The sequence below is a fragment of the Pseudomonas sp. S2_A02 genome (assembly GCF_054668495.1).
In genome coordinates this window covers 1,879,879-1,903,504 of sequence record NZ_CP162776.1, presented here as the reverse complement: position 1 = coordinate 1,903,504, position 23,626 = coordinate 1,879,879, and the positions used below count along the sequence as shown (strand labels likewise).

Annotated in this window: 26 protein-coding genes; 14 read left to right on the top strand and 12 right to left on the bottom strand. The window is 59.5% G+C overall.

Annotated features, from left to right (window positions below; genetic code table 11):
- The first annotated feature begins 120 nt into the window (after positions 1–120).
- The 10 genes from ccmA (at position 121) to AB4O41_RS08630 (ending at position 7,484) form a co-directional block, all read left to right on the top strand.
- Positions 121–756, top strand: coding sequence for a cytochrome c biogenesis heme-transporting ATPase CcmA (ccmA, locus tag AB4O41_RS08675; RefSeq protein WP_030131760.1), 636 nt, complete (start codon positions 121–123; stop codon positions 754–756).
- A complete protein-coding gene (gene ccmB / locus AB4O41_RS08670; protein ID WP_030131759.1) occupies positions 753–1,421 on the top strand; it encodes a heme exporter protein CcmB in 669 nt (222 codons plus the stop codon). Before ccmA ends, ccmB begins: the two co-directional genes overlap by 4 nt.
- A 76-nt stretch (positions 1,422–1,497) precedes the next feature.
- Positions 1,498–2,253: a heme ABC transporter permease gene (locus AB4O41_RS08665; protein WP_123720715.1), complete on the top strand. Its 756-nt coding sequence runs from the start codon at positions 1,498–1,500 to the stop codon at positions 2,251–2,253.
- The gene (gene ccmD, locus AB4O41_RS08660; protein ID WP_123360189.1) at positions 2,250–2,426 is read left to right on the top strand and encodes a heme exporter protein CcmD; all 177 of its coding nucleotides are present in this window, start codon (positions 2,250–2,252) and stop codon (positions 2,424–2,426) included. Before AB4O41_RS08665 ends, ccmD begins: the two co-directional genes overlap by 4 nt.
- Complete coding sequence (ccmE, locus tag AB4O41_RS08655; RefSeq protein WP_460147247.1) at positions 2,423–2,878, top strand: cytochrome c maturation protein CcmE; 456 nt, start codon at positions 2,423–2,425, stop codon at positions 2,876–2,878. The genes ccmD and ccmE overlap by 4 nt, the downstream gene beginning before the upstream one ends.
- 3 nt (positions 2,879–2,881) lie before the next feature.
- Positions 2,882–4,870 carry a heme lyase CcmF/NrfE family subunit gene (locus AB4O41_RS08650; RefSeq protein ID WP_460147245.1) on the top strand — a complete coding sequence of 663 codons (1,989 nt, stop codon included), beginning with the start codon at positions 2,882–2,884 and terminating at the stop codon, positions 4,868–4,870.
- Positions 4,867–5,403 (top strand): DsbE family thiol:disulfide interchange protein, encoded by a 537-nt coding sequence (locus AB4O41_RS08645; protein ID WP_460147243.1) that lies wholly within the window; start codon positions 4,867–4,869, stop codon positions 5,401–5,403. Before AB4O41_RS08650 ends, AB4O41_RS08645 begins: the two co-directional genes overlap by 4 nt.
- Entirely contained in the window at positions 5,400–5,873 is a 474-nt protein-coding gene (locus AB4O41_RS08640) for a cytochrome c-type biogenesis protein (protein WP_460147241.1), read from the top strand. The genes AB4O41_RS08645 and AB4O41_RS08640 overlap by 4 nt, the downstream gene beginning before the upstream one ends.
- On the top strand, positions 5,866–7,068 hold the full coding sequence (gene ccmI / locus AB4O41_RS08635) for a c-type cytochrome biogenesis protein CcmI (RefSeq protein WP_460147239.1): 1,203 nt from the start codon (positions 5,866–5,868) through the stop codon (positions 7,066–7,068). Before AB4O41_RS08640 ends, ccmI begins: the two co-directional genes overlap by 8 nt.
- 14 nt (positions 7,069–7,082) lie before the next feature.
- Positions 7,083–7,484, top strand: a complete 402-nt coding sequence (locus AB4O41_RS08630) for a hypothetical protein (protein ID WP_460147237.1) — start codon at positions 7,083–7,085, stop codon at positions 7,482–7,484.
- A 56-nt stretch (positions 7,485–7,540) separates the two neighbouring features.
- Here AB4O41_RS08630 and AB4O41_RS08625 read toward each other — a convergent pair whose 3' ends face one another.
- Both AB4O41_RS08625 and AB4O41_RS08620 read right to left on the bottom strand, forming a co-directional pair.
- Complete coding sequence (locus AB4O41_RS08625) at positions 7,541–8,116, bottom strand: PIN domain-containing protein (protein ID WP_460147235.1); 576 nt, start codon at positions 8,114–8,116, stop codon at positions 7,541–7,543.
- Positions 8,113–8,580 (bottom strand): helix-turn-helix domain-containing protein, encoded by a 468-nt coding sequence (locus AB4O41_RS08620; protein ID WP_460147233.1) that lies wholly within the window; start codon positions 8,578–8,580, stop codon positions 8,113–8,115. The genes AB4O41_RS08625 and AB4O41_RS08620 overlap by 4 nt, the downstream gene beginning before the upstream one ends.
- 223 nt (positions 8,581–8,803) lie before the next feature.
- Between AB4O41_RS08620 and AB4O41_RS08615 the strand changes: the two genes are divergently transcribed.
- Together AB4O41_RS08615 and AB4O41_RS08610 are read left to right on the top strand one after the other, a co-directional pair.
- A complete protein-coding gene (locus AB4O41_RS08615) occupies positions 8,804–9,016 on the top strand; it encodes a type II toxin-antitoxin system HicA family toxin (protein WP_427626725.1) in 213 nt (70 codons plus the stop codon).
- On the top strand, positions 9,016–9,420 hold the full coding sequence (locus AB4O41_RS08610) for a type II toxin-antitoxin system HicB family antitoxin (protein ID WP_460147231.1): 405 nt from the start codon (positions 9,016–9,018) through the stop codon (positions 9,418–9,420). The genes AB4O41_RS08615 and AB4O41_RS08610 overlap by 1 nt, the downstream gene beginning before the upstream one ends.
- A 113-nt stretch (positions 9,421–9,533) precedes the next feature.
- Here the strand turns inward: AB4O41_RS08610 and AB4O41_RS08605 are convergent, their stop codons facing one another.
- Complete coding sequence (locus AB4O41_RS08605) at positions 9,534–10,739, bottom strand: MFS transporter (protein ID WP_460147229.1); 1,206 nt, start codon at positions 10,737–10,739, stop codon at positions 9,534–9,536.
- Between the two features lie 236 nt (positions 10,740–10,975).
- Here AB4O41_RS08605 and AB4O41_RS08600 point away from each other — a divergent pair, with 236 nt between their 5' ends.
- Entirely contained in the window at positions 10,976–11,605 is a 630-nt protein-coding gene (locus AB4O41_RS08600) for a hypothetical protein (RefSeq protein WP_123360180.1), read from the top strand.
- Between the two features lie 99 nt (positions 11,606–11,704).
- Here the strand turns inward: AB4O41_RS08600 and AB4O41_RS08595 are convergent, their stop codons facing one another.
- The 9 genes from AB4O41_RS08595 to gcl all read right to left on the bottom strand — a co-directional run bounded on the left by AB4O41_RS08595 (position 11,705) and on the right by gcl (position 22,675).
- Positions 11,705–12,676, bottom strand: a complete 972-nt coding sequence (locus tag AB4O41_RS08595; RefSeq protein WP_460144197.1) for an IS110 family RNA-guided transposase — start codon at positions 12,674–12,676, stop codon at positions 11,705–11,707.
- A gap of 322 nt (positions 12,677–12,998) precedes the next feature.
- Positions 12,999–13,997 carry a sulfate ABC transporter substrate-binding protein gene (locus AB4O41_RS08590; protein WP_460147227.1) on the bottom strand — a complete coding sequence of 333 codons (999 nt, stop codon included), beginning with the start codon at positions 13,995–13,997 and terminating at the stop codon, positions 12,999–13,001.
- Positions 13,998–14,103: 106 nt separating this feature from the next.
- On the bottom strand, positions 14,104–14,928 hold the full coding sequence (locus AB4O41_RS08585) for an ion transporter (RefSeq protein ID WP_454870069.1): 825 nt from the start codon (positions 14,926–14,928) through the stop codon (positions 14,104–14,106).
- Between the two features lie 21 nt (positions 14,929–14,949).
- A complete protein-coding gene (locus tag AB4O41_RS08580; RefSeq protein WP_460147225.1) occupies positions 14,950–15,864 on the bottom strand; it encodes an urea transporter in 915 nt (304 codons plus the stop codon).
- A 139-nt stretch (positions 15,865–16,003) separates the two neighbouring features.
- A complete protein-coding gene (gene pyk / locus AB4O41_RS08575) occupies positions 16,004–17,419 on the bottom strand; it encodes a pyruvate kinase (protein ID WP_460147223.1) in 1,416 nt (471 codons plus the stop codon).
- Positions 17,409–18,689, bottom strand: coding sequence for a glycerate kinase type-2 family protein (locus AB4O41_RS08570; RefSeq protein ID WP_460147222.1), 1,281 nt, complete (start codon positions 18,687–18,689; stop codon positions 17,409–17,411). The genes pyk and AB4O41_RS08570 overlap by 11 nt, the downstream gene beginning before the upstream one ends.
- Before the next feature lie 173 nt (positions 18,690–18,862).
- Entirely contained in the window at positions 18,863–19,753 is an 891-nt protein-coding gene (locus tag AB4O41_RS08565; protein WP_460147220.1) for a 2-hydroxy-3-oxopropionate reductase, read from the bottom strand.
- Between the two features lie 191 nt (positions 19,754–19,944).
- On the bottom strand, positions 19,945–20,727 hold the full coding sequence (hyi, locus tag AB4O41_RS08560; RefSeq protein ID WP_460147219.1) for a hydroxypyruvate isomerase: 783 nt from the start codon (positions 20,725–20,727) through the stop codon (positions 19,945–19,947).
- A 172-nt stretch (positions 20,728–20,899) separates the two neighbouring features.
- Entirely contained in the window at positions 20,900–22,675 is a 1,776-nt protein-coding gene (gene gcl / locus AB4O41_RS08555; protein ID WP_460147218.1) for a glyoxylate carboligase, read from the bottom strand.
- A 266-nt stretch (positions 22,676–22,941) separates the two neighbouring features.
- On the opposite strand from gcl, the gene AB4O41_RS08550 reads away from it, so the two are divergent.
- Positions 22,942–23,382 (top strand): GlcG/HbpS family heme-binding protein, encoded by a 441-nt coding sequence (locus AB4O41_RS08550; protein ID WP_460147217.1) that lies wholly within the window; start codon positions 22,942–22,944, stop codon positions 23,380–23,382.
- Positions 23,383–23,626 lie beyond the last annotated feature (244 nt).

Sequence of the window (23,626 nt, the reverse complement as noted above, 5' to 3'; positions counted from 1 at the left end):
CGCTAAAAACATTGCAATTGATTGACGCAGCTCTCTAAAACGGGCCGCCAATGCATCTATCCTGCATCTCTTTAGCGGCCGCTCCACTGCCGACTTGAACCGCAAAAGGCCCGTGATCTCTTGACCAGTCCTGTCCTGCAAACCGTTGCCCTTGCCTGTGAGCGAGACCTTCGGCTGCTCTTCGAAAATCTCGAATTGAGACTGGCCAGTGGCGAAATGTTGCAAATCAGCGGCCCCAACGGCAGTGGCAAGACCAGTCTTTTACGTCTGCTATGCGGTTTGATGCACCCGACCGCCGGTCAAGTATTGCTAAACGGCCAGCCACTGCACGAGCAACGCAGCGAACTGGCGCGCAACCTGCTGTGGATCGGCCATGCTGCCGGGATCAAGGATCTACTGACGCCGGAAGAGAATCTGAGTTGGCTCTGCGCCCTGCATCAACCGGCCTCTCATGAAGCGATCTGGCAGGCGCTGACGGCTGTGGGGCTGCGCGGTTTTGAGGATGTTCCCTGTCACACGCTCTCCGCCGGGCAACAACGCCGAGTCGCGTTGGCGCGGTTATATCTGGACAGCCCGCCGCTATGGATCCTCGATGAGCCGTTCACCGCGCTCGACAAACAAGGCGTGGCGCAACTCGAAGAACACTTGGCTGCGCACTGCGAGCGAGGCGGCATGGTGGTGCTGACCACTCACCACACGCTGACGCGGATGCCGGCCGGCTATCGCGACATTGATTTGGGGAACTGGGCCGTATGAGTGTTTTCGGCCTGTTGGTCGCCCGCGAGGCACGTTTGCTGTTCCGTCGTCCTGCCGAATTGGCGAATCCGTTGGTGTTCTTCGCCATCGTCGTCTCTTTGTTCCCATTGGCGGTCGGTCCCGAGACTCAATTGTTGCAAACCTTGTCCCCGGGGCTGGTCTGGGTGGCAGCGCTTTTATCGGTCTTGCTCTCGCTGGACGGGCTTTTCCGCAGTGATTTCGAAGACGGGTCGCTTGAGCAGTGGGTCCTTTCGCCGCACCCCCTGCCTATTCTGGTTTTGGCCAAGGTGCTGGCACACTGGGCCTTTTCCGGCCTGGCGCTGGTTTTGCTCGCACCTTTACTGGCGTTGATGCTTGGTTTGCCGGCCGCCTGTCTGCCGGTGTTGCTGCTTTCTTTATTGCTGGGTACACCGGTGCTGAGCCTGCTCGGTGCGGTGGGCGCGGCGTTGACGGTAGGATTGAAGCGCGGTGGCCTGTTGTTGGCGCTGTTGATTCTGCCGCTGTACATCCCGGTGTTGATTCTCGGCAGTGGCGCCTTGCAGGCGGCATTGCAGGGCATGCCGGCGACCGGTTATCTCTTGTGGCTTGGTAGCCTGACCGCCCTGGCGATAACCCTGACACCTTTTGCAATCGCTGCTGGCCTGAAGATCAGCGTCGGCGAATAATGAGGTCTGATCAAAATTTGATCAGTAAAGACCCTGGCTGTTCGTGATGGCGAACGGCAACCGTGATGGAAACAGTATGAACTGGACGTGGTTTCACAAGCTCGGCTCGCCCAAATGGTTCTACGGCATCAGCGGCAAACTGCTGCCGTGGCTGAGCGTCGCGGCGTTGCTGCTGATCAGCATCGGTGTGGTTTGGGGGTTGGCCTTCGCGCCGCCGGACTATCAGCAAGGCAACAGCTTTCGGATCATCTATATCCACGTCCCGGCCGCCATGCTGGCGCAGTCCATCTACGTGATGCTGGCCGTGTGCGGCATCGTCGGGCTGGTCTGGAAGATGAAGCTGGCCGACGTCGCCCTGCAATGCGCCGCACCGATCGGTGCCTGGATGACCGCCGTGGCGCTGGTCACCGGCGCGATCTGGGGCAAACCGACCTGGGGCTCGTGGTGGGTCTGGGATGCGCGACTTACGTCCATGCTTATCCTGTTGTTTCTGTACTTCGGTCTTATTGCGCTGGGCAACGCCATCAGCAATCGTGACAGTGCCGCCAAGGCCTGTGCGGTGCTGGCGATCGTCGGCGTGATCAACATCCCGATCATCAAATACTCGGTGGAGTGGTGGAACACCCTGCACCAGGGCGCGACCTTCACCCTCACCGAAAAACCGGCGATGCCTGCCGAGATGTGGCTGCCACTGCTGCTGACGGCGCTGGGTTTCTACTGTTTCTTCGGCGCGGTGCTGTTGCTGCGCATGCGCCTTGAAGTGCTCAAGCGCGAAGCCCGGGCGAGCTGGGTGAAAACCGAAGTGCAGAACAGTCTGGAGGTCGCTCGATGAGTTTCGCTTCATTCGGCGACTTTCTCGCCATGGGCCATCACGGTCTGTATGTCTGGTCAGCCTATGGCATTAGCCTGGCGGTGCTGGCCCTCAACGTGGCGGTGCCGATCCTGGCCCGCAAGCGGTATCTGCAACAAGAGGCGCGTCGTCTGCGCCGGGAGAACGGCAAGTGAATCCGCTGCGTAAAAAGCGTCTTATGATCATTCTCGCAATCCTGGTCGGTGTCGGCGCTGCCGTCGGCCTGGCCCTGAGTGCCCTGCAGCAGAACATCAATCTGTTTTACACCCCGACCCAGATCGCCAACGGCGAAGCGCCGCAAGACACGCGTATCCGCGCGGGTGGTATGGTCGAGAAAGGTTCGCTGCAACGTTCCGGCGATTCCCTGGACGTGAAATTCATCGTTACCGACTTCAACAAATCCGTGACCATCAGCTATCGCGGCATCCTGCCGGATCTGTTTCGTGAAGGGCAGGGCATCGTCGCCCTCGGCAAGCTCAATGCTGATGGCGTGGTGGTGGCCGACGAAGTACTCGCCAAACACGATGAAAAGTACATGCCACCGGAAGTGACCAAGGCTTTGAAAGACAGTGGTCAATCCGCCCCTACACCCGTGAAGGAGGGTTGATCCATGACTTCCGGCATCTTCATACCAGAGCTGGGCCACCTGGCCATGATCCTCGCACTGTGTTTCGCGCTGGTTCAAGCGGTGGTGCCATTGCTCGGTGCCTGGCGCGGCGATCGCTTGTGGATGAGCCTGGCCCAGCCCGCAGCATGGGGGCAGTTCGCGTTTCTGCTGTTCGCGTTCGGTTGCCTGACTTATGCGTTCATGGCGGACGACTTCTCCGTCGCTTACGTGGCCAGCAACTCCAACAGCGCCTTGCCGTGGTACTACAAATTCAGCGCCGTCTGGGGTGCTCACGAAGGTTCGTTGCTGCTGTGGGCGCTGATCCTCGGCGGCTGGACCTTCGCGGTGTCGGTGTTCTCCCGGCAATTGCCGCAAGTGATGCTGGCCCGGGTGCTGGCGGTGATGGGCATGATCAGCAGCGGTTTCCTGCTGTTCCTGATCCTGACATCTAACCCTTTCGCCCGAATCCTGCCGCAGATGCCAACGGATGGTCGCGACCTCAATCCACTCCTGCAAGACATCGGCCTGATCGTTCACCCGCCGATGCTGTACATGGGCTATGTCGGTTTCTCCGTGGCGTTTGCCTTCGCCATTGCCGCGCTGCTGGGCGGTCGTCTCGACGCGGCGTGGGCGCGCTGGTCGCGTCCGTGGACAATCGTGGCTTGGGCCTTCCTTGGTATCGGTATTACGTTGGGCTCCTGGTGGGCCTACTACGAACTCGGCTGGGGCGGCTGGTGGTTCTGGGATCCGGTCGAAAACGCATCCTTCATGCCTTGGCTGGTGGGCACGGCGCTGATTCACTCGTTGGCGGTCACGGAAAAACGCGGCGTGTTCAAGAGCTGGACGGTGTTGTTGGCTATCGCCGCGTTCTCGTTGAGTTTGCTCGGGACCTTCCTTGTGCGTTCCGGCGTGCTGACCTCGGTTCACGCCTTTGCGTCGGACCCTGAGCGCGGCGTGTTCATCCTGATCTTTCTGCTGTTTGTGGTCGGTGGTTCGCTGACGCTGTTCGCCCTACGCGCTCCGGTGGTCAAGAGCCATGTCGGCTTCAACCTCTGGTCCCGGGAAACCCTGCTGCTGGGCAATAACCTGGTGCTGGTGGTGGCCGCTTCGATGATCCTGCTCGGCACCTTATATCCATTGATCCTCGACGCGATGACCGGCGCCAAGCTGTCGGTCGGCCCGCCGTACTTCAACGCGCTGTTCATTCCATTGATGGCGATACTGATGGTGGTGATGGCCGTCGGCATGCTGGTGCGCTGGAAAGACACCCCGGTCAAATGGCTGATGAGCATGTTGACTCCGGTGTTGCTCGGCAGCGCTGCGCTGGCCGTCGTGGCGGGTGTCGCTTACGGCGATTTCAATTGGGCAGTGCTGGCGACATTCATGCTGGCTGCCTGGGTGTTGCTGGCCGGTGTGCGGGATATCTTCGACAAGACCCGTCACAAAGGCCTGATCAAAGGTCTGCCAACCCTGACTCGCAGCTATTGGGGCATGCAAGTCGCGCATTTGGGCATTGCCGTGTGCGCGCTGGGTGTCGTGTTGTCGAGCCAGAACAGTGCCGAGCGTGATCTGCGCCTGGCACCTGGTGAGTCCATGAGCCTGGCCGGTTATCAATTTGTGTTCGAAGGCGCCAAGCATTTCGAAGGGCCGAACTTCACCTCCGACAAGGGCACCGTGCGGGTGATCAAGGGCGGCAAGGAAGTCAGTGTGCTGCACCCGGAAAAACGCCTGTACACCGTGCAGAACTCAGTGATGACGGAAGCCGGGATCGATGCCGGGTTCACCCGTGACCTTTACGTCGCATTGGGCGAGCCGTTGGGCGAGGGCGCTTGGGCGGTCCGCGTGCACGTCAAACCATTCGTGCGCTGGATCTGGTTCGGTGGGTTGCTCACTGGTCTCGGCGGGTTGCTTGCGGCGCTGGATCGCCGTTATCGGGTCAAGGTGAAGAGCCGCGTGCGTGAAGCACTCGGCATGACGGGAGCCACTGCATGAGACGTTGGTTGATGCTGTTGCCACTGGCGATTTTTCTGGTGGTCGCTGTTTTTCTGTATCGGGGTCTGTACCTGGACCCGGCTGAGCTGCCTTCGGCAATGATCAACAAACCGTTCCCGGAGTTTTCGCTGCCCTCGGTGCAGGGCGACAAAACCCTGACCAAAGCGGACATTCTGGGTAAACCGGCGTTGGTCAACGTCTGGGGCACCTGGTGCATTTCCTGCCGGGTCGAGCACCCGGTGCTGAACAAATTGGCCCAGCAAGGCGTGGTGATCTACGGCGTCAACTACAAGGACGTCAACACCGATGCCTTGAAGTGGCTGGCCGAGTTCCACAACCCGTATCAACTGGACATCCGTGACGATGCCGGCACCCTGGGCCTGAACCTCGGTGTGTACGGTGCACCGGAAACCTTCTTCATCGACGCCAAGGGCATCATCCGCGACAAATTCGTCGGCGTGATCGACGAGCAAGTCTGGCGTGAAAAACTGGCGGCCAAGTATCAGGCGCTGGTCGATGAGGCCAAACCATGAAGCGCTGGATCGCCGCCGCCGTGTTGGGCTTGAGCATGGCCGGTGTGGCCCATGGGGCCATCGACACCTACGAGTTCGCCAAAGAAGGCGACCGCGAGCGTTTCCGTGAGCTGACCAAAGAGCTGCGTTGCCCCAAGTGCCAGAATCAGGACATCGCCGATTCCAATGCACCGATCGCCGCCGATCTGCGCAAAGAGATTTTCCGCATGCTCGGTGAGGGCAAGGACAACCAGCAGATCATCGATTTCATGGTCGACCGCTACGGTGATTTCGTCCGCTACAAACCTGCCCTCAACGCCAAAACCGCACTGCTCTGGTTCGGCCCCGCCGGCCTGTTGCTGGGCGGTTTTGTGATCATCGCCGTGATCGTCCGCCGTCGTCGCGTGCAACGCACTGACAGCCCGGACACGCTTTCTGCCGAGGAGCGCGAGCGCCTCGACCACCTGTTGGATAAAACCAAGAATGATTGATTTCTGGCTCGCTGCAGGCCTGCTGCTCCTGGTTGCCCTGAGTTTTCTGCTGATCCCCGTTCTGCGTGGGCGCCGCGCTCAGCTTGAAGAGGACCGCACGGCACTGAACGTCGCGCTTTATCAGGAGCGCGTGGCTGAGTTGCAGACTCAGCAGGAAGAGGGCGTGCTCAACCCCGAGCAAATGGACTCCGGCCGTGCCGAAGCCGCCCGTGAACTGCTCGCCGACACCGAAGGCGTCGAGGCGCCGCGTGTGTCGCGTCTGGGCAAGCCGTTGCCATTGCTGGCGGCGATTCTGGTGCCGGTGCTGGGCCTTGGGCTGTATCTGCATTTCGGCGCCAGCGACAAAGTTGAGTTGACCCGCGAGTTCGCCCAGGCGCCGCAGTCGATGGAAGAAATGACCCGTCGTCTGGAGCGTGCGGTTGCCGCCCAACCGGATTCGGCCGAAGGTCTGTACTTCCTCGGCCGCACCTACATGGCTCAGGACCGTCCGGCCGATGCGGCGAAGATCTTCGAACGCACCGTGGCCCTGGCCGGTCGTCAGCCCGAACTGCTCGGGCAGTGGGCCCAAGCGCAATATTTCGCCGATGGCAAGAAGTGGTCGGACAAGGTCCAGGCGCTGACCGACGAAGCGCTGAAAGCTGATCCGAAAGAAGTCACCAGCCTCGGTCTGCTGGGCATCGCGGCCTTTGAAAGCGAGCGTTACCAGGACGCCATCGACTATTGGAATCGCCTGCTGACGCAACTGCCGCCGGATGATAAATCCCGCGTCGCGCTGCAAGGCGGCATTACTCGGGCCGCCGAGAAACTCGAAGCCAGCGGTGGCAAAGTTGCCCAAGCGCCTGCGGCCAAAGCTGCAGCACTGCTCAAAGTGCAAGTCGACCTGGCGCCAGAGCTCAAAGCCAAGGTCCAGCCGGGTGACAGCGTGTTCATCTTCGCCCGCGCCATCTCCGGCCCGCCCGCGCCGCTGGCCGCCAAGCGTCTGACCGTGGCCGACTTGCCGGCGACAGTGGAACTGGGTGATGCCGACGCCATGATGCCGCAGTTGAAACTGTCGAACTTCCCTGAAGTCCAACTGGTTGCGCGCATCTCCCGCGCTGGCCAACCGACTGCCGGCGAATGGATCGGTCGCAGCCAACCCTTGGCCAGCAGCACCACCGCGCAACAAAAACTGATCATCGACAGCCCGGATAAATAACAGGAAGCGCCACCATGACCGCCATCGCTCGTATCACTCTGCTCAGTATGGTTTTGGGGTTAAGCGCCTGTGCGGTCCAGCAGCCCGAGCCCACACGGCTGCCGCCAATCCCGCCTTCGCAGCCGAGCACCAAACCGGCTCCAACGACACCGAGCAAACCGAGTACGCCGGTCAAACCGTCCAAGCCGATTCCACGCACCTCCGCCAGCTTCGCCCCGCCACCGGGTGGCAATAGCCATTGGGACGCGAAACTCGGCGTTTACGTTCTCGATGATCAGACCAACACCTTCTACCGCCAGCGCACCTACTACCGCTGGAACAACGGCTGGAGCCGCTCGATCAGCCCGAACGGGCCGTGGGAAGAGACAGACATCCATGGCGTGCCGGGTGGGTTAGGCAGAAAATTCGGGCAGTGAATAGAAACGGCGATCTGAGGATCGCCGTTTTGCTTTTCGGGGTTTGTGAGAGGCGATTAAAGAATCGCCCGATAATTGGTCAACGCCTTGCTCGACTGGATCAGGCCTTGGCGAAAGAGCAGATCAAGATAGGTGCCGACATCCATCGGCGGCAGCTTTAGCTGTTTGCGTTGTCGTTGTGCTGCGGCGACAACCGCTGCCGGGTCCAGGTCAAAGAGGTTATCGACGAATTCGTCAGGATGCTGCGCCTCGATGCCAAAAGGTCCGAGTGTTTCATCGGGAAAGTCTCTCTGATTAAACGTCACGATGACACTGGCATTGCAGCGTATGGCGGCAGCCAGAACATGTCGGTCATCGATGTCGGGCAGTGTGAGCCCATCGATCAGTTTTTCGTAACCGGATACGCAAGCATCGGGTATGGCCTGATCCATCAAGTCGGACGTGCGATCCAATTGCTCTGTTGTCAGGTCCGGGCGGTTTTTCAGCAGATTGCGCTTCCATTCGTTGTGTATCTCCAGTGACCATCGCGCCCTGAAACGTCCGGAGAGCGCGAGCCACATCAGAAAGTCCCTCAAGGGGGCGGGGTACAAAACACATGCGTCATATACAGCGGTAAAAGGGGAATGCCTCACTCGTATCCTGTCCTTAACGCTTGTGCTTGCTCGGCGAGAAGCGTCATTGCTTGCTCGCTGGCGGTGTCGCGCCGGTTTTTATAGTCCATCAAATCGGCAAAGCGCACACGTCGGTGCTTGCCGGTTTTGTGGTAGGACAACTCGCCAGACTCCAGCAGTTTGATCAGGTGCGGGCGTGAGACATTGAGCAAGTCCGCCGCTTCCTGGGTGGTCAGTTCCGCGTGAACCGGGACGACCTTTACCGCATTGCCTTCTGCCAATGCTGCCAGGATGTCGACCAGCAACCGCAGGGCTGAAGTGGGCAGCTCGACGCTGTGAGCTTCATTCTGCTCGTCGAAAATCTGGATGCGTTGGGTTTCGAATTGAGTGGCGAGATAGGCTGCGAGCGCGCGCTGGCCTTCGATAGCGGCCTGAACTTCGCGCGCCATGGGCAGTTTGATCGGTGGGTGGATGACTAGGGACATGATGAAATTCCTACATTCTGAGTAGCGATGCGGAAAGGCTATTCGAATCAAACGAAAATCGCAATAAACGAAACCAAGGCTTGTTTATGACTCTTTTGCCAGCAACGGTAATCGGCAAAATCAACACTCTGTAAAACAACCGAGCGTCGTGATCCGGATTTTTGTGCTTGAGTAAATATAACTCTAGAGTTATTTTTGTCGGGCCGGAGCAAGGAGGCTGGTGGTGCAGAGCAGGTTATTGATCAAGGAGCTGATAGAGGCGGGCTGGACACTGGACCGGGTCACCGGCAGTCATCACATCTTCACTCACCGTTACAACCCTTACACGATACCCGTCCCTCATCCGAAGAAGGATTTGCCGGTCGGGACGGTTAAAAGCATCAGGAGGCGAGCCGGTCTTTATTGCCCGGGAGCCAGTTTGGCAGGAGATCCATAATGCAATACCCAATCTGTATCGAATGGGGCGACGAGAACACCGCCATCGGTATTCAGATCCCCGATATTCCTGGTGCCGTAACGGCCGGGGATACGTTTGAAGAGGCTTACAACGCGGCGGTCGAAATTGCCCACATCATGCTGCAGGAGATCATGGCTGGCGGGGAGTCAGTTCCGATGCCGACCTCAGCGGCTGCGCACCGCGAGAATCCGGAATTTGCCAACATGGGTTGGGGGATGCTGGAACTCGACATCTCGCCGTATCTGGGCAAGACCGAGAAGGTCAACGTGACGCTGCCTGGCTACGTGATCCAGCGCATTGACCGTTATGTGCGAGAGCACAATGTCAAAAGCCGCTCCTCCTTTCTCGCGGATGCGGCGATGGAGAAGCTGGTTCGGCATTGAGTGGTATCAGTCGAATCGCCTTCGCGGGCAAGTCGGATCGCCGCACCGCTCGCTCCTGCAGGGATAATGCAAGACGTGTAGGAGCGAGGCTTGCCCGCGAAGCTTTTAGCGGCCTAAGCCGTCGCCAACGAATGCCTCTGCGAAACACTCAAAAACCGCAACAACGCCAACAACGGAAACGCACTACCCACAATCACGATCCATAACCAGCCGCCATGCTCATACACCGCGCTGGCCACCGAAGAACCAAACGCGCCGCCGATGAAGATGCTGGTCATGTACAGCGCATTCAGGCGGCCACGGCTTTTAGCGTCGAGGGTATAGACCGCGCGTTGGCCGAGGACCATGTTCATTTGCACGCAGAAATCCAGCACCACCCCCGTCACCGCCAGGCCGATAACGCTGTAGGCCGGGTGGATGAAGGCGGGCAGGAAGCTCAGGCTGGCGAATAGCAAGGCCAGCAGCGAGGCGATACGGGTATGGCCGGCGTCCGCCAGTCGACCGGCGATGGGGGCGGCAATCGCGCCGATGGCGCCGACCAGGGCGAAGATCGCGATCTGGGTTTGCGACAAGCCATGGTTGCGCGACAGTTCCAGCGGCACTGCAGTCCAGAACAGGCTGAATGTGGCAAACATGCAGGCTTGGTAAAACGCCCGTTGACGCAACACTGGCTGCTGACGCAAGAGCGTCCAGAGCGAACCCAGCAACTGGCCATAAGAAGCGCTGTGATCGGGCTGGCGCTTGGGAATGGTCAGGGCCAGCACGAGGCTGATGGCCGCCATCAATACCGCAGCGATGACGAACATCGCACGCCAGCCGAAGTGGTCGGCTATTACGCTGGACACCGGTCGAGCCAGCAGAATCCCCAGCAGCAAACCACCCATGATGCCGCCGACCACGCGGCCACGGGATTCTTCCGGCGCCAGGTGGGCGGCCAGAGGAATCAGGATTTGCACCGACACCGAACTGAAACCCACCAGCAACGAGATCAGCAGAAACACATTCGGCTGATCGGTGAACGCCGCACCCAGCAAACTGGCAATCGCCACCACGGTGGTGATAATCATCAAACGGCGGTTTTCCAGCAGATCACCCAACGGCACCAGGAAGAACAGACCCAGCGCATAACCAATCTGCGTCAGCGAAACGATCAGGCTGGCCATGGTGTCGGTCAGGCCGATGTCCGGCGCGATCAGGCCGATGATCGGCTGGGCGTAGTAAATGTTGGCCACGATGGCGCCGCAGCAGAAGGCGAAGAGCAGCACCATGCCTCGGGTCATTGTCGCGGCGCCGTGGGGCACCTGAGTCGTTGGGTTCATAACGGATCTCGTTGAACAAAAAGGAATGCGCAGAGGCTAATCAGCTGGCTAGAGCGGCGGAAGAGGGATTAGGGTGATAGTCATCATGCCTCTGAAGAATGATTGAGAGAGGCCGGTCATTTGGACCTTTGAATCGTCGGTCGCGATTGTCGCGTCCAATGATACATTCACTAACATCTTGTTCGATAGCGTGCTTATGTTCTCTCTTAACGCTTCATAAAACGGAAGGCACTTTTATGAATGCGATGTTCCGTCACCTGATCCGCGGCGCTTCAGCCGTCACCTTGATCACTGTGTTCACGATAACCTTGGCTCAGGCCCAGGACGCACCGGGTATGCGCATCGGTGTACGCGGCGAGATTACCGGTATCAGCGCCGACATTCTGAAAGTCCACGTCAACAGCGGCGAAGACGTGGTGATCAACCTGACCAAGGACACCAACGTCCGCGCCGTTACTGTGGCCAATATCGAAGACATCAAACCCGGCAGCTACATCGGCTCGGCTGCCGTGCCGCAGGAAGATGGCTCTCTCAAGGCCCTGGAAGTCCACGTGTTTCCACCGGAACTGGCCGGCAGCGGCGACGGCCATCGGCCCTTTGATCTGGTCAAGGGCAGCAGCATGACCAATGGCAGCGTGGGCGATCTGGTGGTCAGCAACGGCCGGGTGCTGACCGTCAACTACAAGGGCGGCCAGCAGAAAATTCTGGTGCCGGAGGATGTGCCGATCGTGAATCTGGTGCCGGGGGATCGGAGCTTGCTGAAAGTGGGCGTGAAGATCGTGACGTTCGTGACCCAAAGTGCCGATGGGACACTCACTGCTCAATCGATTGCAGCGGGCAAGGACGGCATAACCCCGCCAATGTAACGGCATGGCGCAAACCCTGAAAATCAAAATCAAAAGATCGCAGCCTTCGGCAGCTCCTACAGGTGTACGCAAAAGCCTTTGTAGATACCGTCTTAAACCTCACCGAGCAAGCGCAAGTTTCGGGTCATAAGGCTGGCCCGATTTGAGCACGCCATAAACGAAGTGCAGCAGCTTGCGCATCGCGGCACAAATGATCTGCTTGGGGGCCTTGCCGTTGGCCTTCAAGCGATCCTTCATGGCCATGATCGCCTTGTTGTGCTGCAGCGCCACCAGGCCGGGCATGTAAAGGCCTGCCCGCACGCGCGCTGAGCCGATTTTTGAGATCACAGTACGGCCTTTGAGCAGTCCCGAATCCTGCAGCTTGGGGTTCAACCCAGCAGCAGCAACCAGCTTGCGAGGATCGTCATATTTACGCAGGTCGCCCAGCTCGGCCAGCAGCCGCTCAAGCGTTTTCTGCCCGATACCGTCGATGGTCACGATCAAGTCGCGCATTTGACGCATATCCGGGTCGTCATCGATGTGTTTTTTGATCGCTTTGTGCGTTTCAGCGATCTCTTTTTCGATATGGTGCAGCACGGAGTTAATTGAGGCTTTGACCTTTTCGTCAGATACCCCCAGACGATTGAGCTCCATTTGCTGCATTTCCTGAAGGTCATCCAGGCGGCGAACCAAGGCTTTCAACTGGCGATACTTCAGAGGCTCCGGCGCCCATGGCTGAAGCTTTTCATCCTTTTCCCGGGCGAAGTCCGCGATCAGCTTGGCGTCGCTTTTATCGGTTTTGATCCGGCGTAACTCACTGCCGGCGTAGGCATGGGTCGTGGCCGGATTCACCACGCAAACCCGGTAACCCTTGTTGTAGACGAACTCGGCGAGCGCCAGGTGATAGACACTGGTGGCCTCCATCACGATCAGTGCCGAAGGTTCGACCTGCTTGTGCAGCCAGGCTTCAAACTCTTTGAATCCTTTGGCGTCGTTCGCCAGTTTGGCTTTGGTTTTATGCTTGCCATTCGGCAGGTGTGTAGCGATATCAAAGGTGTTTTTAGCGACATCGACGCCGACGAAACTGGACATGTCTTCTCCCAATCAGATCAGTTGCGATCATCACTACACTCTGTCCAACCTTGTGAATGCGGGCTCTCGCCAGAGACGGGCCCAAGATACCGTTCGAACTGTACGAGTGAGTGTGGAGGGTTGGAGCACGATCTACGTCACAGGCAAAAAGCCTAAGGAGCTGCACGGCTTCCAGGTCCCTCCCTCGATGATCAGTCGAGAACTATCGCTCCTGATGGAGCAATAGTCGAGATACAAGGAGCTGCCGAAGGCTGCGATCTTTTGATCTTCAAGCCCCCACAAAAAAAGGCGACCTAGGTCGCCTTTTCGTTTGGCTCAGGAATTACTGGCCGCTGTAAATCTGATCAAAAACCCCACCATCATTGAAGTGGGTCTTCTGCACTGTGCGCCAGTCACCAAAGGTCTTCTCCACCGAAAGGAAATCCACTTTCGGGAAGCGATCGATGTACTTGGCCAATACCGTCGGATCACGCGGACGCAGGTAGTTGGCCGCGGCAATCTCCTGACCTTCCGGCGACCACAGGTACTTCAAATATTCCTCAGCGGCAGCACGAGTACCTTTTTTCTCGACCACTTTGTCGACCACGGACACCGGCGGCTCGGCCTCAGCGGAAACACTCGGGTAAATCACTTCAAACTGATCACGACCAAATTCACGCGCAATCATTTCCGCTTCGTTTTCGAAGGTCACCAGCACGTCGCCGATCTGGTTGGTCATGAACGTGGTGGTCGCTGCACGGCCACCGGTATCCAGCACTGGCGCTTGTTTGAACAGTTTGCCGACGAAGGTTTTGGCTTTGTTCTCGTCGCCGCCGTTTTTCAGCACATAACCCCACGCCGAGAGGTAGGTGTAGCGGCCGTTGCCCGAGGTTTTCGGATTGGGGACGATCACTTGCACGCCGTCCTTGAGCAGGTCCGGCCAGTCTTTCAGGGCTTTCGGGTTGCCTTTACGCACGATGAACACCGTGGCCGAGGTGAACGGCGCGCTGTTGTTTGGCAGGCGCGTGACCCAGTTGTCCGGGACCAGTTTGCCGTTGTCCGCCAGGGCGTTGATGTCGGTGGCCATGTTCATGGTGATGACGTCAGCCGGCAGGCCATCGATCACTGAGCGCGCCTGCTTGCTGGAACCGCCGAAGGACATCTGCAGCGTGATGTTTTCGTTGTACTCGGCTTGCCAGTGTTTCTGGAAGGCAGCGTTGTAGTCCTTGTAGAAATCTCGCATCACGTCGTAGGAAACGTTAAGCAGGGTCGGTGCAGCCTGAGCCATGCTGCCCAAAGCCAGGCCAGCGGCCAGAAGTGAGGCGCCAAAGAGTTTTTTCACTGCGCATTCCTTGTTTTATCAAACATGTTCTATGGAAAGTGTTGGCAATTTGCCGGCGACTATAGCCGGGCTCGCATAGTCCTTTAAAGATTAAAAAGCACTTTGCTTATTCCAGTTTCTTGAACAGTGCATTGCCACAGCGGGAGCAAAATGCTGCGCCATGTTCGTGACTGTTTTTCTGGCAGGTCGGGCAATCGTGTTGCAATTGTTCACCGCGCATGGCGTTGGCCAGTTCCGCGGTGAAAATCCCCGTTGGCACGGCGATGATCGAGTAACCAGTGATCATCACCAGCGACGAAACCACCTGACCCAATGGTGTTCTGGGCACGATGTCGCCAAAGCCCACCGTGGTCAGTGTGACGATGGCCCAATAGATGCCTTTGGGGATGCTGGTGAAGCCATGTTCCGGGCCTTCGATCACATACATCAGAGTGCCGAATACCGTCACCAGGGTGCTGACGCTGAGCAGAAACACCACGATCTTCTGCTTGCTGCCGCGTAGCGCCGTCATCAAGTAGTTGGCTTGCTTCAGATACGGGCTGAGCTTGAGCACGCGGAAAATCCGCAGCATCCGAATGATTCGAATGATCAGCAGGTACTGCGCATCGCTGTAATACAGGGCGAGAATGCCGGGCACGATCGCTAGCAAATCCACCAGCCCGTAGAAGCTGAACGCGTAGCGCAGCGGCTTGGGCGAGCAGTACAGACGCAGGCCGTACTCGATGGCGAAAACGACGGTAAAGCCCCATTCGATATACGCCAGTATGTCGGCGTAGTTCTGGTGAACGCTGTCGATACTGTCCAGAATCACGATCACCAGGCTGGCGAGGATGATCAACAGCAGAATGCTGTCGAAGCGCCGACCGGCCGGGGTATCGGATTGGAAGATGATGACGTAAAGCGCTTCACGCCAGTTTTTACTGCTGTCCATGGAAAACGCCTGAATCGAGAATCAGCGAAGCCTAGGTCGATTCTCCCCGGTAGCGCAAGGCGCGCTGTCTATGGCGGCCTGACGCAGCACCCGAATGCCTGCGCGAATCAGCCAGCAGGCGAGGATGAAGGGTGCAGTCAACGTGGCCAGACCGAGTGTGGCGAACCCCGGTGTGAGCAACACCGCCAGCAGGATTCCTAACAATGGCAGCCAAGGCTGGCGACGATTTTGGCTGAAGGCGAGGGCAGCGAGCACGCCGTTGTAACCGCTCAAACCCAGCAGCGCGGTTGATGTTTCGTGATACAGAAGCGCGAATCCAAGGCCGGCAACGGAACCGAGCAGCGCCCACAGGAAGGCACGACGGTCAGCGATCAGCAAACCCGTGGCAATCAGAGCACCGGCCAGCGGATGACCGAGGAACAGCACCTGACCGAGCCCTTTCAATGACGCGGCGAGCAAGTTGAGTGTGGTCATTTCGATCAGCGGCGCGGGTTGCTGGGGAGCGGCAAACGACAGTAGCAACCAGCTCATCCCGACGAAGGGCGCGGTATAGGCGGGAAGGCAATGATGATCGCGCGAACGCTTGAGCCATTGCTGAGTGAGCATCGCGCTCAGGCCCCCAGCGGCAATGATCAGCGGTGGCAACAGCGCTGACCATGGGAAATAAAGGCTCAGCAGCAGACCGAGCAGAATACCGTTGTAGCTGAACAGCCCGGCCTGACGATCAGCCTTGGTGTACCCGCGACGTTGCGCGGTGAGCAAACCGGCGACACCTCCCAGCAACGCACCGCCGAGCAGGGCCGGCGCGCTGAACAGAATCGCCAACAGACACAGCAGACCGCACAGCGGATGGCGCTGGAGAAAGATCTGGCTGAAACCGTTGAGCAGGGCAGTGGCCCAGTCGGGGCAGTGGGTGTTGAAGTGGTTGGCAGGCATGATGGGGGCTGTCAGTACAGATCGTTCCCACGCTCTGCGTGGGAATGCCTCAATGGACGCTCTGCGTCTGCTCTTGGGACGCGGAGCGTCCCGGGCTGCATTCCCACGCAGAGCGTGGGAACGATCATGGTGTGGGGAGTTAGATTAATGTCTCGATGCGCAACGAATTGGTCGACCCCGGCTGCCCGAACGGCACGCCCGCCGTGATCAATAACGTATCCCCCCGCTGAGCCATCCCCTGTGCCTGGGCAATCTCCAGCGCCGTCGAGCACACTTCATCCACCTGGCGCAGCCGATCATTGACCACCGAATGCACGCCCCACGCCACCGTCAAACGCCGCGCGGTCTGCAGGTTCGGCGTCAGGTTGAGGATCGGCACCGTCGGCCGTTCCCGCGCCGCACGCAGACTCGACGTACCAGATTCGCTGTAGTTCACCAGCACCGCCACCGGCAGCACGTTGCTGATGCGGCGGATCGCGCAACTGATCGCGTCCGACACCGTGGCCTCGGCTTTCGGTCGGCTCACGTCCAGTTGGGCCTGATAGTCCGGGCCGTTTTCCACCTGACGGATGATCTTGCTCATCATCTGCACGGCTTCCAGCGGATACTCACCGGACGCGGTTTCCGCCGACAACATCACCGCGTCCGCACCTTCGGCCACCGCGTTGGCAACGTCAGTGACTTCGGCACGGGTTGGGGCCGGGGAGAAGCGCATCGACTCCAGCATCTGCGTCGCCACCACCACCGGTTTGCCGAGCTCACGGCAGGTGCTGATGATGTTTTTCTGAATCTGCGGCACGCTTTCGGCCGGGACTTCCACGCCCAGGTCGCCGCGAGCGACCATGATCGCATCGCTCAATTCGGCGATTTCCCGCAGTTGCGTCACGGCCGATGGCTTCTCGATTTTCGCCATCAAAAACGCCTTGTCGCCGATCAGTGCGCGAGCTTCGCGAATGTCTTCCGGGCGCTGCACGAACGACAGCGCAACCCAATCCACCCCCAGCTCCAGACCGAAGCTCAAGTCGCGACGATCCTTGGCGGTCAACGGGCTCAGATCGAGCACCGCTTGTGGCACGTTGACTCCTTTGCGATCTGACAGCTCGCCACCGTTGAGCACCGTGGTGTCGATGGCGTCGGCGTATTTGGTCACCACTCGCAGGCGCAGCTTGCCGTCGTCCAGCAGCAGGTCCATGCCTGGCTCCAGCGCTGCGATGATTTCCGGGTGAGGCAGGTTGACCCGGCGCTCATCGCCCGGCGTCGGGTCCAGGTCCAGACGCAAGGCCTGACCGCGATGCAGCTGCACTTTGCCTTGGGCAAATTTGCCGACCCGCAATTTCGGGCCTTGCAGGTCCATCAGAATCCCCAGCGGGTAATTCAGCTGGCGCTCGACTTCACGAATCCACTGATAGCGCTGGGCATGGTCGGCATGATCGCCGTGGCTGAAGTTCAGGCGAAAGATATTGACCCCGGCCTGCACCAGTTCACGGATGTCGTCGATCCCGTTGGTGGCCGGGCCAAGAGTGGCGAGGATTTTGACCTTCTTGTCAGGCGTCATGTTTAGTGCTCTCGAGAATCAGGATGGCGCGGAAGTCGTTGACGTTGGTGCGGGTCGGTTCGGTGACGATCAGCGCATCCAGCGCGGCGAAATAGCCGTAGCCATTGTTGTTGTCCAGTTCATCGCTGGCGCTCAGGCCGAGGGCTGCGGCGCGGGCGTAACTGCCTGGGGTCATGATGGCGCCGGCGTTGTCTTCGGAGCCGTCGATACCGTCGGTGTCACCCGCCAAGGCGTAGACGCCGGGCAGGTCTTTGAGGCTGTCGGTGAGGCTCAGCAGGAATTCGGCGTTGCGCCCGCCACGGCCATTACCGCGCACGGTGACGGTGGTTTCGCCGCCGGAGAGAATCACGCACGGCGCTGCCAGCGGCTGGCCGTGCTGGACGATCTGCCGCGCAATGCCGGCATGGACTTTCGCCACGTCCCGGGATTCACCTTCCAGGTCGCCAAGAATCAACGGACTGAAGCCGGCCTGACGGGCTCTTACCGCTGCCGCTTCCAGCGATTGCTGTGGGCGTGCGATCAACTGGAAATGACTGCGGGCCAGGCTCGGATCGCCAGGTTTGACCGTTTCCGATTCCGGGTTTTGCAGCCAGCTACGCACCGAGGCCGGGACGTCGATGCCATAACGCTTGAGGATCGCCAGCGCTTCGGCCGAGGTGCTCGGGTCGGCCACGGTGGGGCCGGACGCGATGACCGTGGCGAGGTCGCCCGGTACGTCAGAAATCGCATAGGTATAGACCGTGGCCGGCCAGCAGGCTTTGCCCAGACGCCCGCCCTTGATTGCCGAGAGGTGCTTGCGCACGCAATTCATCTCGCCGATGGTCGCGCCGGATTTGAGCAGGGCTTTGTTGATCGACTGTTTGTCGGCGAGGGTGATGCCGGCAGCGGGCAAGGCGAGGAGGGCAGAGCCACCGCCCGAGAGCAGGAAGATCACGCGGTCGTCTTCGCTCAAGCCGCTGACCAGTTCCAGCACCCGTTTCGCGACAGCCAAACCAGCCGCATCCGGCACCGGGTGCGCGGCTTCGACCACTTCGATTTTTTCGCACGGGGCGCCGTGACCGTAACGGGTCACCACCAGGCCGGACACTTCGCCCTGCCAGCAGCGCTCGACCACCTGGGCCATGGCGGCTGCGGCTTTACCGGCGCCGATGACGATCACCCGACCACTGCGATCTTTGGGCAAATGGGCTTCGAGGACGTGCTGCGGATGGGCCGCGTCGATGGCTGTGGCAAACAGCTCGCGCAGCAGTTGTTGCGGATCGACCGACATGGCGGGCTCCCGGGATTCTTGTTATTGGGATAAAGCGAAAGCAGGTGTTGCACGCGGTCCTGTGGGAGCTGGCTTGCCTGCGATTCAGGCGACGCGGTCTTTCAGGTAGACCGAGTTGATGCCATCGCAGGCAAGCCAGCTCCCACAGGAACCGAGCCAGCTTCAGATCGGTGTTACTTATCGCGAATCGAGAAATTCGCCATGTGTTCCAGGCCCTTGATCAGCGCCGAGTGGTCCCAGTTGCTGCCACCGATAGCCGCGCAGGTGCTAAACACTTGCTGGGTATTGGCGGTGTTCGGCAGGTTGATGCCCAGTTCGCGAGCGCCGGCCAGGGCCAGGTTCAGGTCCTTCTGGTGCAGGCTGATGCGGAAGCCCGGATCGAAGGTGCCCTTGATCATGCGTTCGCCGTGAACTTCAGGGATCTTCGACGACGCGAAACCGCCCATCAGCGCTTCACGCACCTTGGCCGGATCGGCACCGTTTTTCGAGGCGAACAGCAATGCTTCGGCCACGGCCTGGATGTTCAGGGCGACGATGATCTGGTTCGCCACTTTCGCGGTTTGACCGTCGCCGTTGCCACCGACCAGGGTGATGTTCTTGCCCATGGCCTGGAACAACGGCAGGACGCGTTCGAACGCATCGGCATCGCCACCGACCATGATGCTCAGTGTTGCAGCCTTGGCGCCGACTTCACCGCCGGACACCGGCGCGTCGAGGTACTGCGCGCCTTTCTCATTGATCTTGGCAGCGAAGGCCTTGGTGGCGGTCGGCGAGATCGAGCTCATGTCGATCACGACTTTGCCCTTGCTCACGCCCGCCGCAACGCCGTCGGCGCGGAACAGCACGTCATCGACCTGCGGGGTATCCGGCACCATGACGATGATGAATTCGGCTTCCTGGGCCACTTCTTTCGGGTTCGCCAGCGCGACGGCGCCAGCGGCGATCAGGTCGGCAGGGGCGGGGTCGTGATGTGCCGACAGGAACAGGCTGTGACCGGCTTTCTGCAAGTTCAACGCCATTGGGTGGCCCATGATGCCGGTGCCGATAAATCCGATTTTAGCCATGAGAAAATCCTCTTTTTTAAGGTGCAGGTGGGAGCAGCGCACGCTCCGATGCTGAAATGCAGTCTGAAAAACACAACAGATTCAGTGGGAGCTGGCTTGCCTGCGATTGCGGTAGGTCAGGCAACATTGATGTTTGCTGTGCCGACCTCATCGCGGGCAAGCCCGCTCCCACAGTGTTTTGTGTTGATCAATCAAATCGCGTTATGGGTTTTCAACCAGCCAAGACCCGCTTCGGTGGTGGTCAGCGGCTTGTATTCACAGCCAACCCAACCCTGATAACCGATGCGGTCCAGGTGTTCGAACAGGAAACGGTAATTGATTTCACCGGTGCCCGGTTCGTTGCGCCCTGGGTTGTCGGCCAACTGGATGTGGTTGATCTCGCCCAGGTGCGCAGCCATGGTCCGGGCCAGGTCGCCCTCCATGATTTGCATGTGATAGATGTCGTATTGCAGGAACAGGTTGGCGCTGCCGACCTGCTCGCGAATCGACAGGGCTTGCGCCGTGTTGTTCAGGTAGAAGCCCGGAATGTCACGGGTGTTGATCGCTTCCATTACCAGTTTGATGCCCGCCGCTTGCAGCTTGTCGGCCGCGTACTTGAGGTTGGCGACAAAGGTCTTTTCCACGGTGGCATCGTCGACGCCTTGTGGACGAATACCGGCCAGGCAGTTGATCTGGGTATTGCCCAGCACGTTGGCGTAAGCGATGGCCAGATCGACACCGGCGCGGAATTCTTCGACCCGATCTGGCAAGCACGCGATACCGCGTTCGCCCTTGGCCCAGTCACCGGCCGGCAGGTTGAACAGCACCTGGGTCAAGCCATTGGCATCGAGCCTGGCCTTGATTTCGGCGGAGCTGAAATCGTAGGGGAACAGGTATTCGACACCATTGAAGCCGGCCTTGGCGGCAGCGTCGAAACGGGCAAGAAAATCCTGCTCGGTGAACAGCATGGACAGGTTGGCTGCGAAACGCGGCATGGTGGTCTCCCGTAAATATGTGCAGTCCCTGTGGGAGCGGGCTTGTGTGGCGAGGGAGCTTGCTCCCGCTCGGCTGCGAAGCAGTCGCAAAGCTTTTGGGGCCGCTTCGCGACCCAGCGGGAGCAAGCTCCTCGCCACACAAGCCCGCTCCCACACGGGGAACGGTCAGCAGTTAATCGAGCAACGAAATCGCCGTTGGCGCATCGTTGCCAATCAGCGCCAGGTCTTCGAATTCGTTGACAGCGTTGATCTCGGTGCCCATGGAAATGTTGGTCACGCGCTCCAGAATGATCTCGACGATCACCGGCACTTTGAACTCTTCGATCAGTTCCTGAGCCTTGCGCAGGGCAGGCTGGATCTGATCCGGTTCGAATACCCGCAGCGCCTTGCAACCCAGGCCTTCGGCGACAGCGACGTGGTCGACACCATAACCGTTGAGTTCCGGAGCGTTGAGGTTGTCGAAGGACAGCTGTACGCAGTAGTCCATCTCGAAACCGCGCTGAGCCTGACGGATCAGCCCCAGGTACGAGTTGTTCACGACCACGTGGATGTACGGCAGCTTGAACTGCGCGCCCACCGCCAGTTCTTCGATCATGAACTGGAAGTCGTAGTCGCCCGAGAGCGCCACCACCTTGCGGGTCGGATCTGCCTTGACCACACCGAGTGCTGCCGGAATGGTCCAGCCCAACGGGCCGGCCTGACCACAGTTGATCCAGTGACGCGGCTTGTAGACGTGCAGGAACTGCGCGCCGGCAATCTGCGACAGACCGATAGTGCTGACGTAGCAGGTGTCCTTGCCGAACACCTGGTTCATCTCTTCGTAAACCCGTTGCGGTTTGACCGGCACGTTGTCGAAGTGAGTCTTGCGCTGCAGGCTGGCTTTACGCTGCTGGCAGTCTTGCAGCCAGGCGCTGCGGTTTTTCAGCTTGCCGGCGGCTTGCCATTCGCGAGCGACTTCGATGAACACGGTCAACGCGGCAGCGGCGTCGGACACGATGCCCAGGTCCGGGGTGAACACGCGGCCGATCTGGGTCGGTTCGATGTCGACGTGAATGAACTTGCGGCCTTCGGTATAAACGTCGACCGAACCGGTGTGACGGTTGGCCCAACGGTTACCAACGCCCAGCACCACGTCCGACTTCAGCAGCGTGGCGTTGCCGTAACGGTGCGAGGTTTGCAGGCCGACCATGCCGACCATCAGCGGGTGATCGTCCGGAATCGTGCCCCAGCCCATCAGGGTCGGGATCACTGGAATGCCGGTCAGCTCGGCGAACTCCACCAGCAACTCGCTGGCGTCGGCATTGATGATGCCGCCACCGGCCACCAGCAATGGACGTTCAGCCTGATCGAGCATGGCCAGAGCCTTCTCGATTTGCACGCGGTTAGCGGTCGGCTTGGCCAGCGGCAGCGGCTCATAGGCGTCGATGTCGAATTCGATTTCAGCCATCTGCACGTCGAACGGCAGGTCGATCAGCACCGGGCCTGGGCGGCCGGAGCGCATTTCATAGAAGGCTTTCTGGAACGCGTAAGGCACTTGGCCCGGCTCCATAACGGTGGTCGACCACTTGGTGACCGGCTTGACTATGCTGGTGATATCGACGGCCTGGAAGTCTTCCTTGTGCATCCGGGCCCGCGGTGCCTGGCCGGTGATGCACAGGATCGGGATCGAGTCGGCCGAGGCGCTGTAGAGCCCGGTGACCATGTCGGTGCCGGCTGGGCCGGACGTGCCGATGCACACGCCGATGTTGCCGGCCTTGGTGCGGGTGTAGCCCTCGGCCATGTGCGAGGCGCCTTCAACGTGGCGAGCGAGGACGTGATCGATGCCACCGACCTTCTGCAAGGCGGAGTACAGCGGGTTGATCGCTGCGCCCGGGATGCCAAAAGCGGTATCAACCCCTTCACGGCGCATCACCAGAACGGCGGCTTCGATTGCTCTCATTTTGCTCATGGTTTTGTGCCTCTTACGTTTTGTAATTGTATACAAGTGGCTTTGCGCAGAGTTTATTCACGGCGGACGGCGCAGGTCAATCCATTTTCTCAAGCAGCTGTTTCATTCGTCGGAAGCCCGAAGGACTGTGGCTTTTCGTCGCGTGTGGCGCTTTTCGAGGATTATTGTATACAAAAAAATAATTCATTGTGTTCTATTTGTTGCATCGGATTGCGCGACAGAAAGCAATCCAACGGCTTTCCCAATAACAAAATGAGGACGGCACCATGAGCGCTTTAACCTTGAACGTCGCAGTCAACCTGGCCAATCAGGCCCTCTCCGCAGGTCGTGCAATCTCTGCCGCGCCCTTGACCGTTGCCGTACTGGACGCCGGCGGGCACTTGATAACGCTGCAACGCGAAGACGGCGCCAGTCTGCTGCGCCCGCAGATCGCCATCGGCAAAGCCTGGGGCGCGATCGCCTTGGGCAAAGGCTCACGCCTGCTGGCCCAGGACGCCCAACAACGCCCGGCCTTCTTCGCCGCACTGAATAGCCTGGGGCAGGGCAGCGTCGTCCCGGTACCGGGCGGCGTGTTGATTCGGGATCAGGATGGAAGTGTGTTGGGGGCGGTGGGCATCAGCGGTGATTTGTCTGATGTTGATGAGCAGTGCGCGATCAGAGCGGTTGAGGCGCAGGGGTTGAGGGCGGATGCGGGGGTGGTTGGTTGATTTTCAGGGTCTGATCGAATGTCATCGCGGGCAAGCCCGCTCCCACAGTTTTTTGGTGAACACAAAAATCTGTGAACACCTTCGATCCTTGGAGGTGGACACAAAGTCTGTGAACACTTCGATCCTTGTGGGAGCGGGCTTGCCCGCGATGGCGGCCTCATGGACACATCCAGATAATGGATTGTCGCGGTCTATGGGCTGCTCAGGTCTAGTCTTCTGATGAATCCATCATGAAGGGGCAACG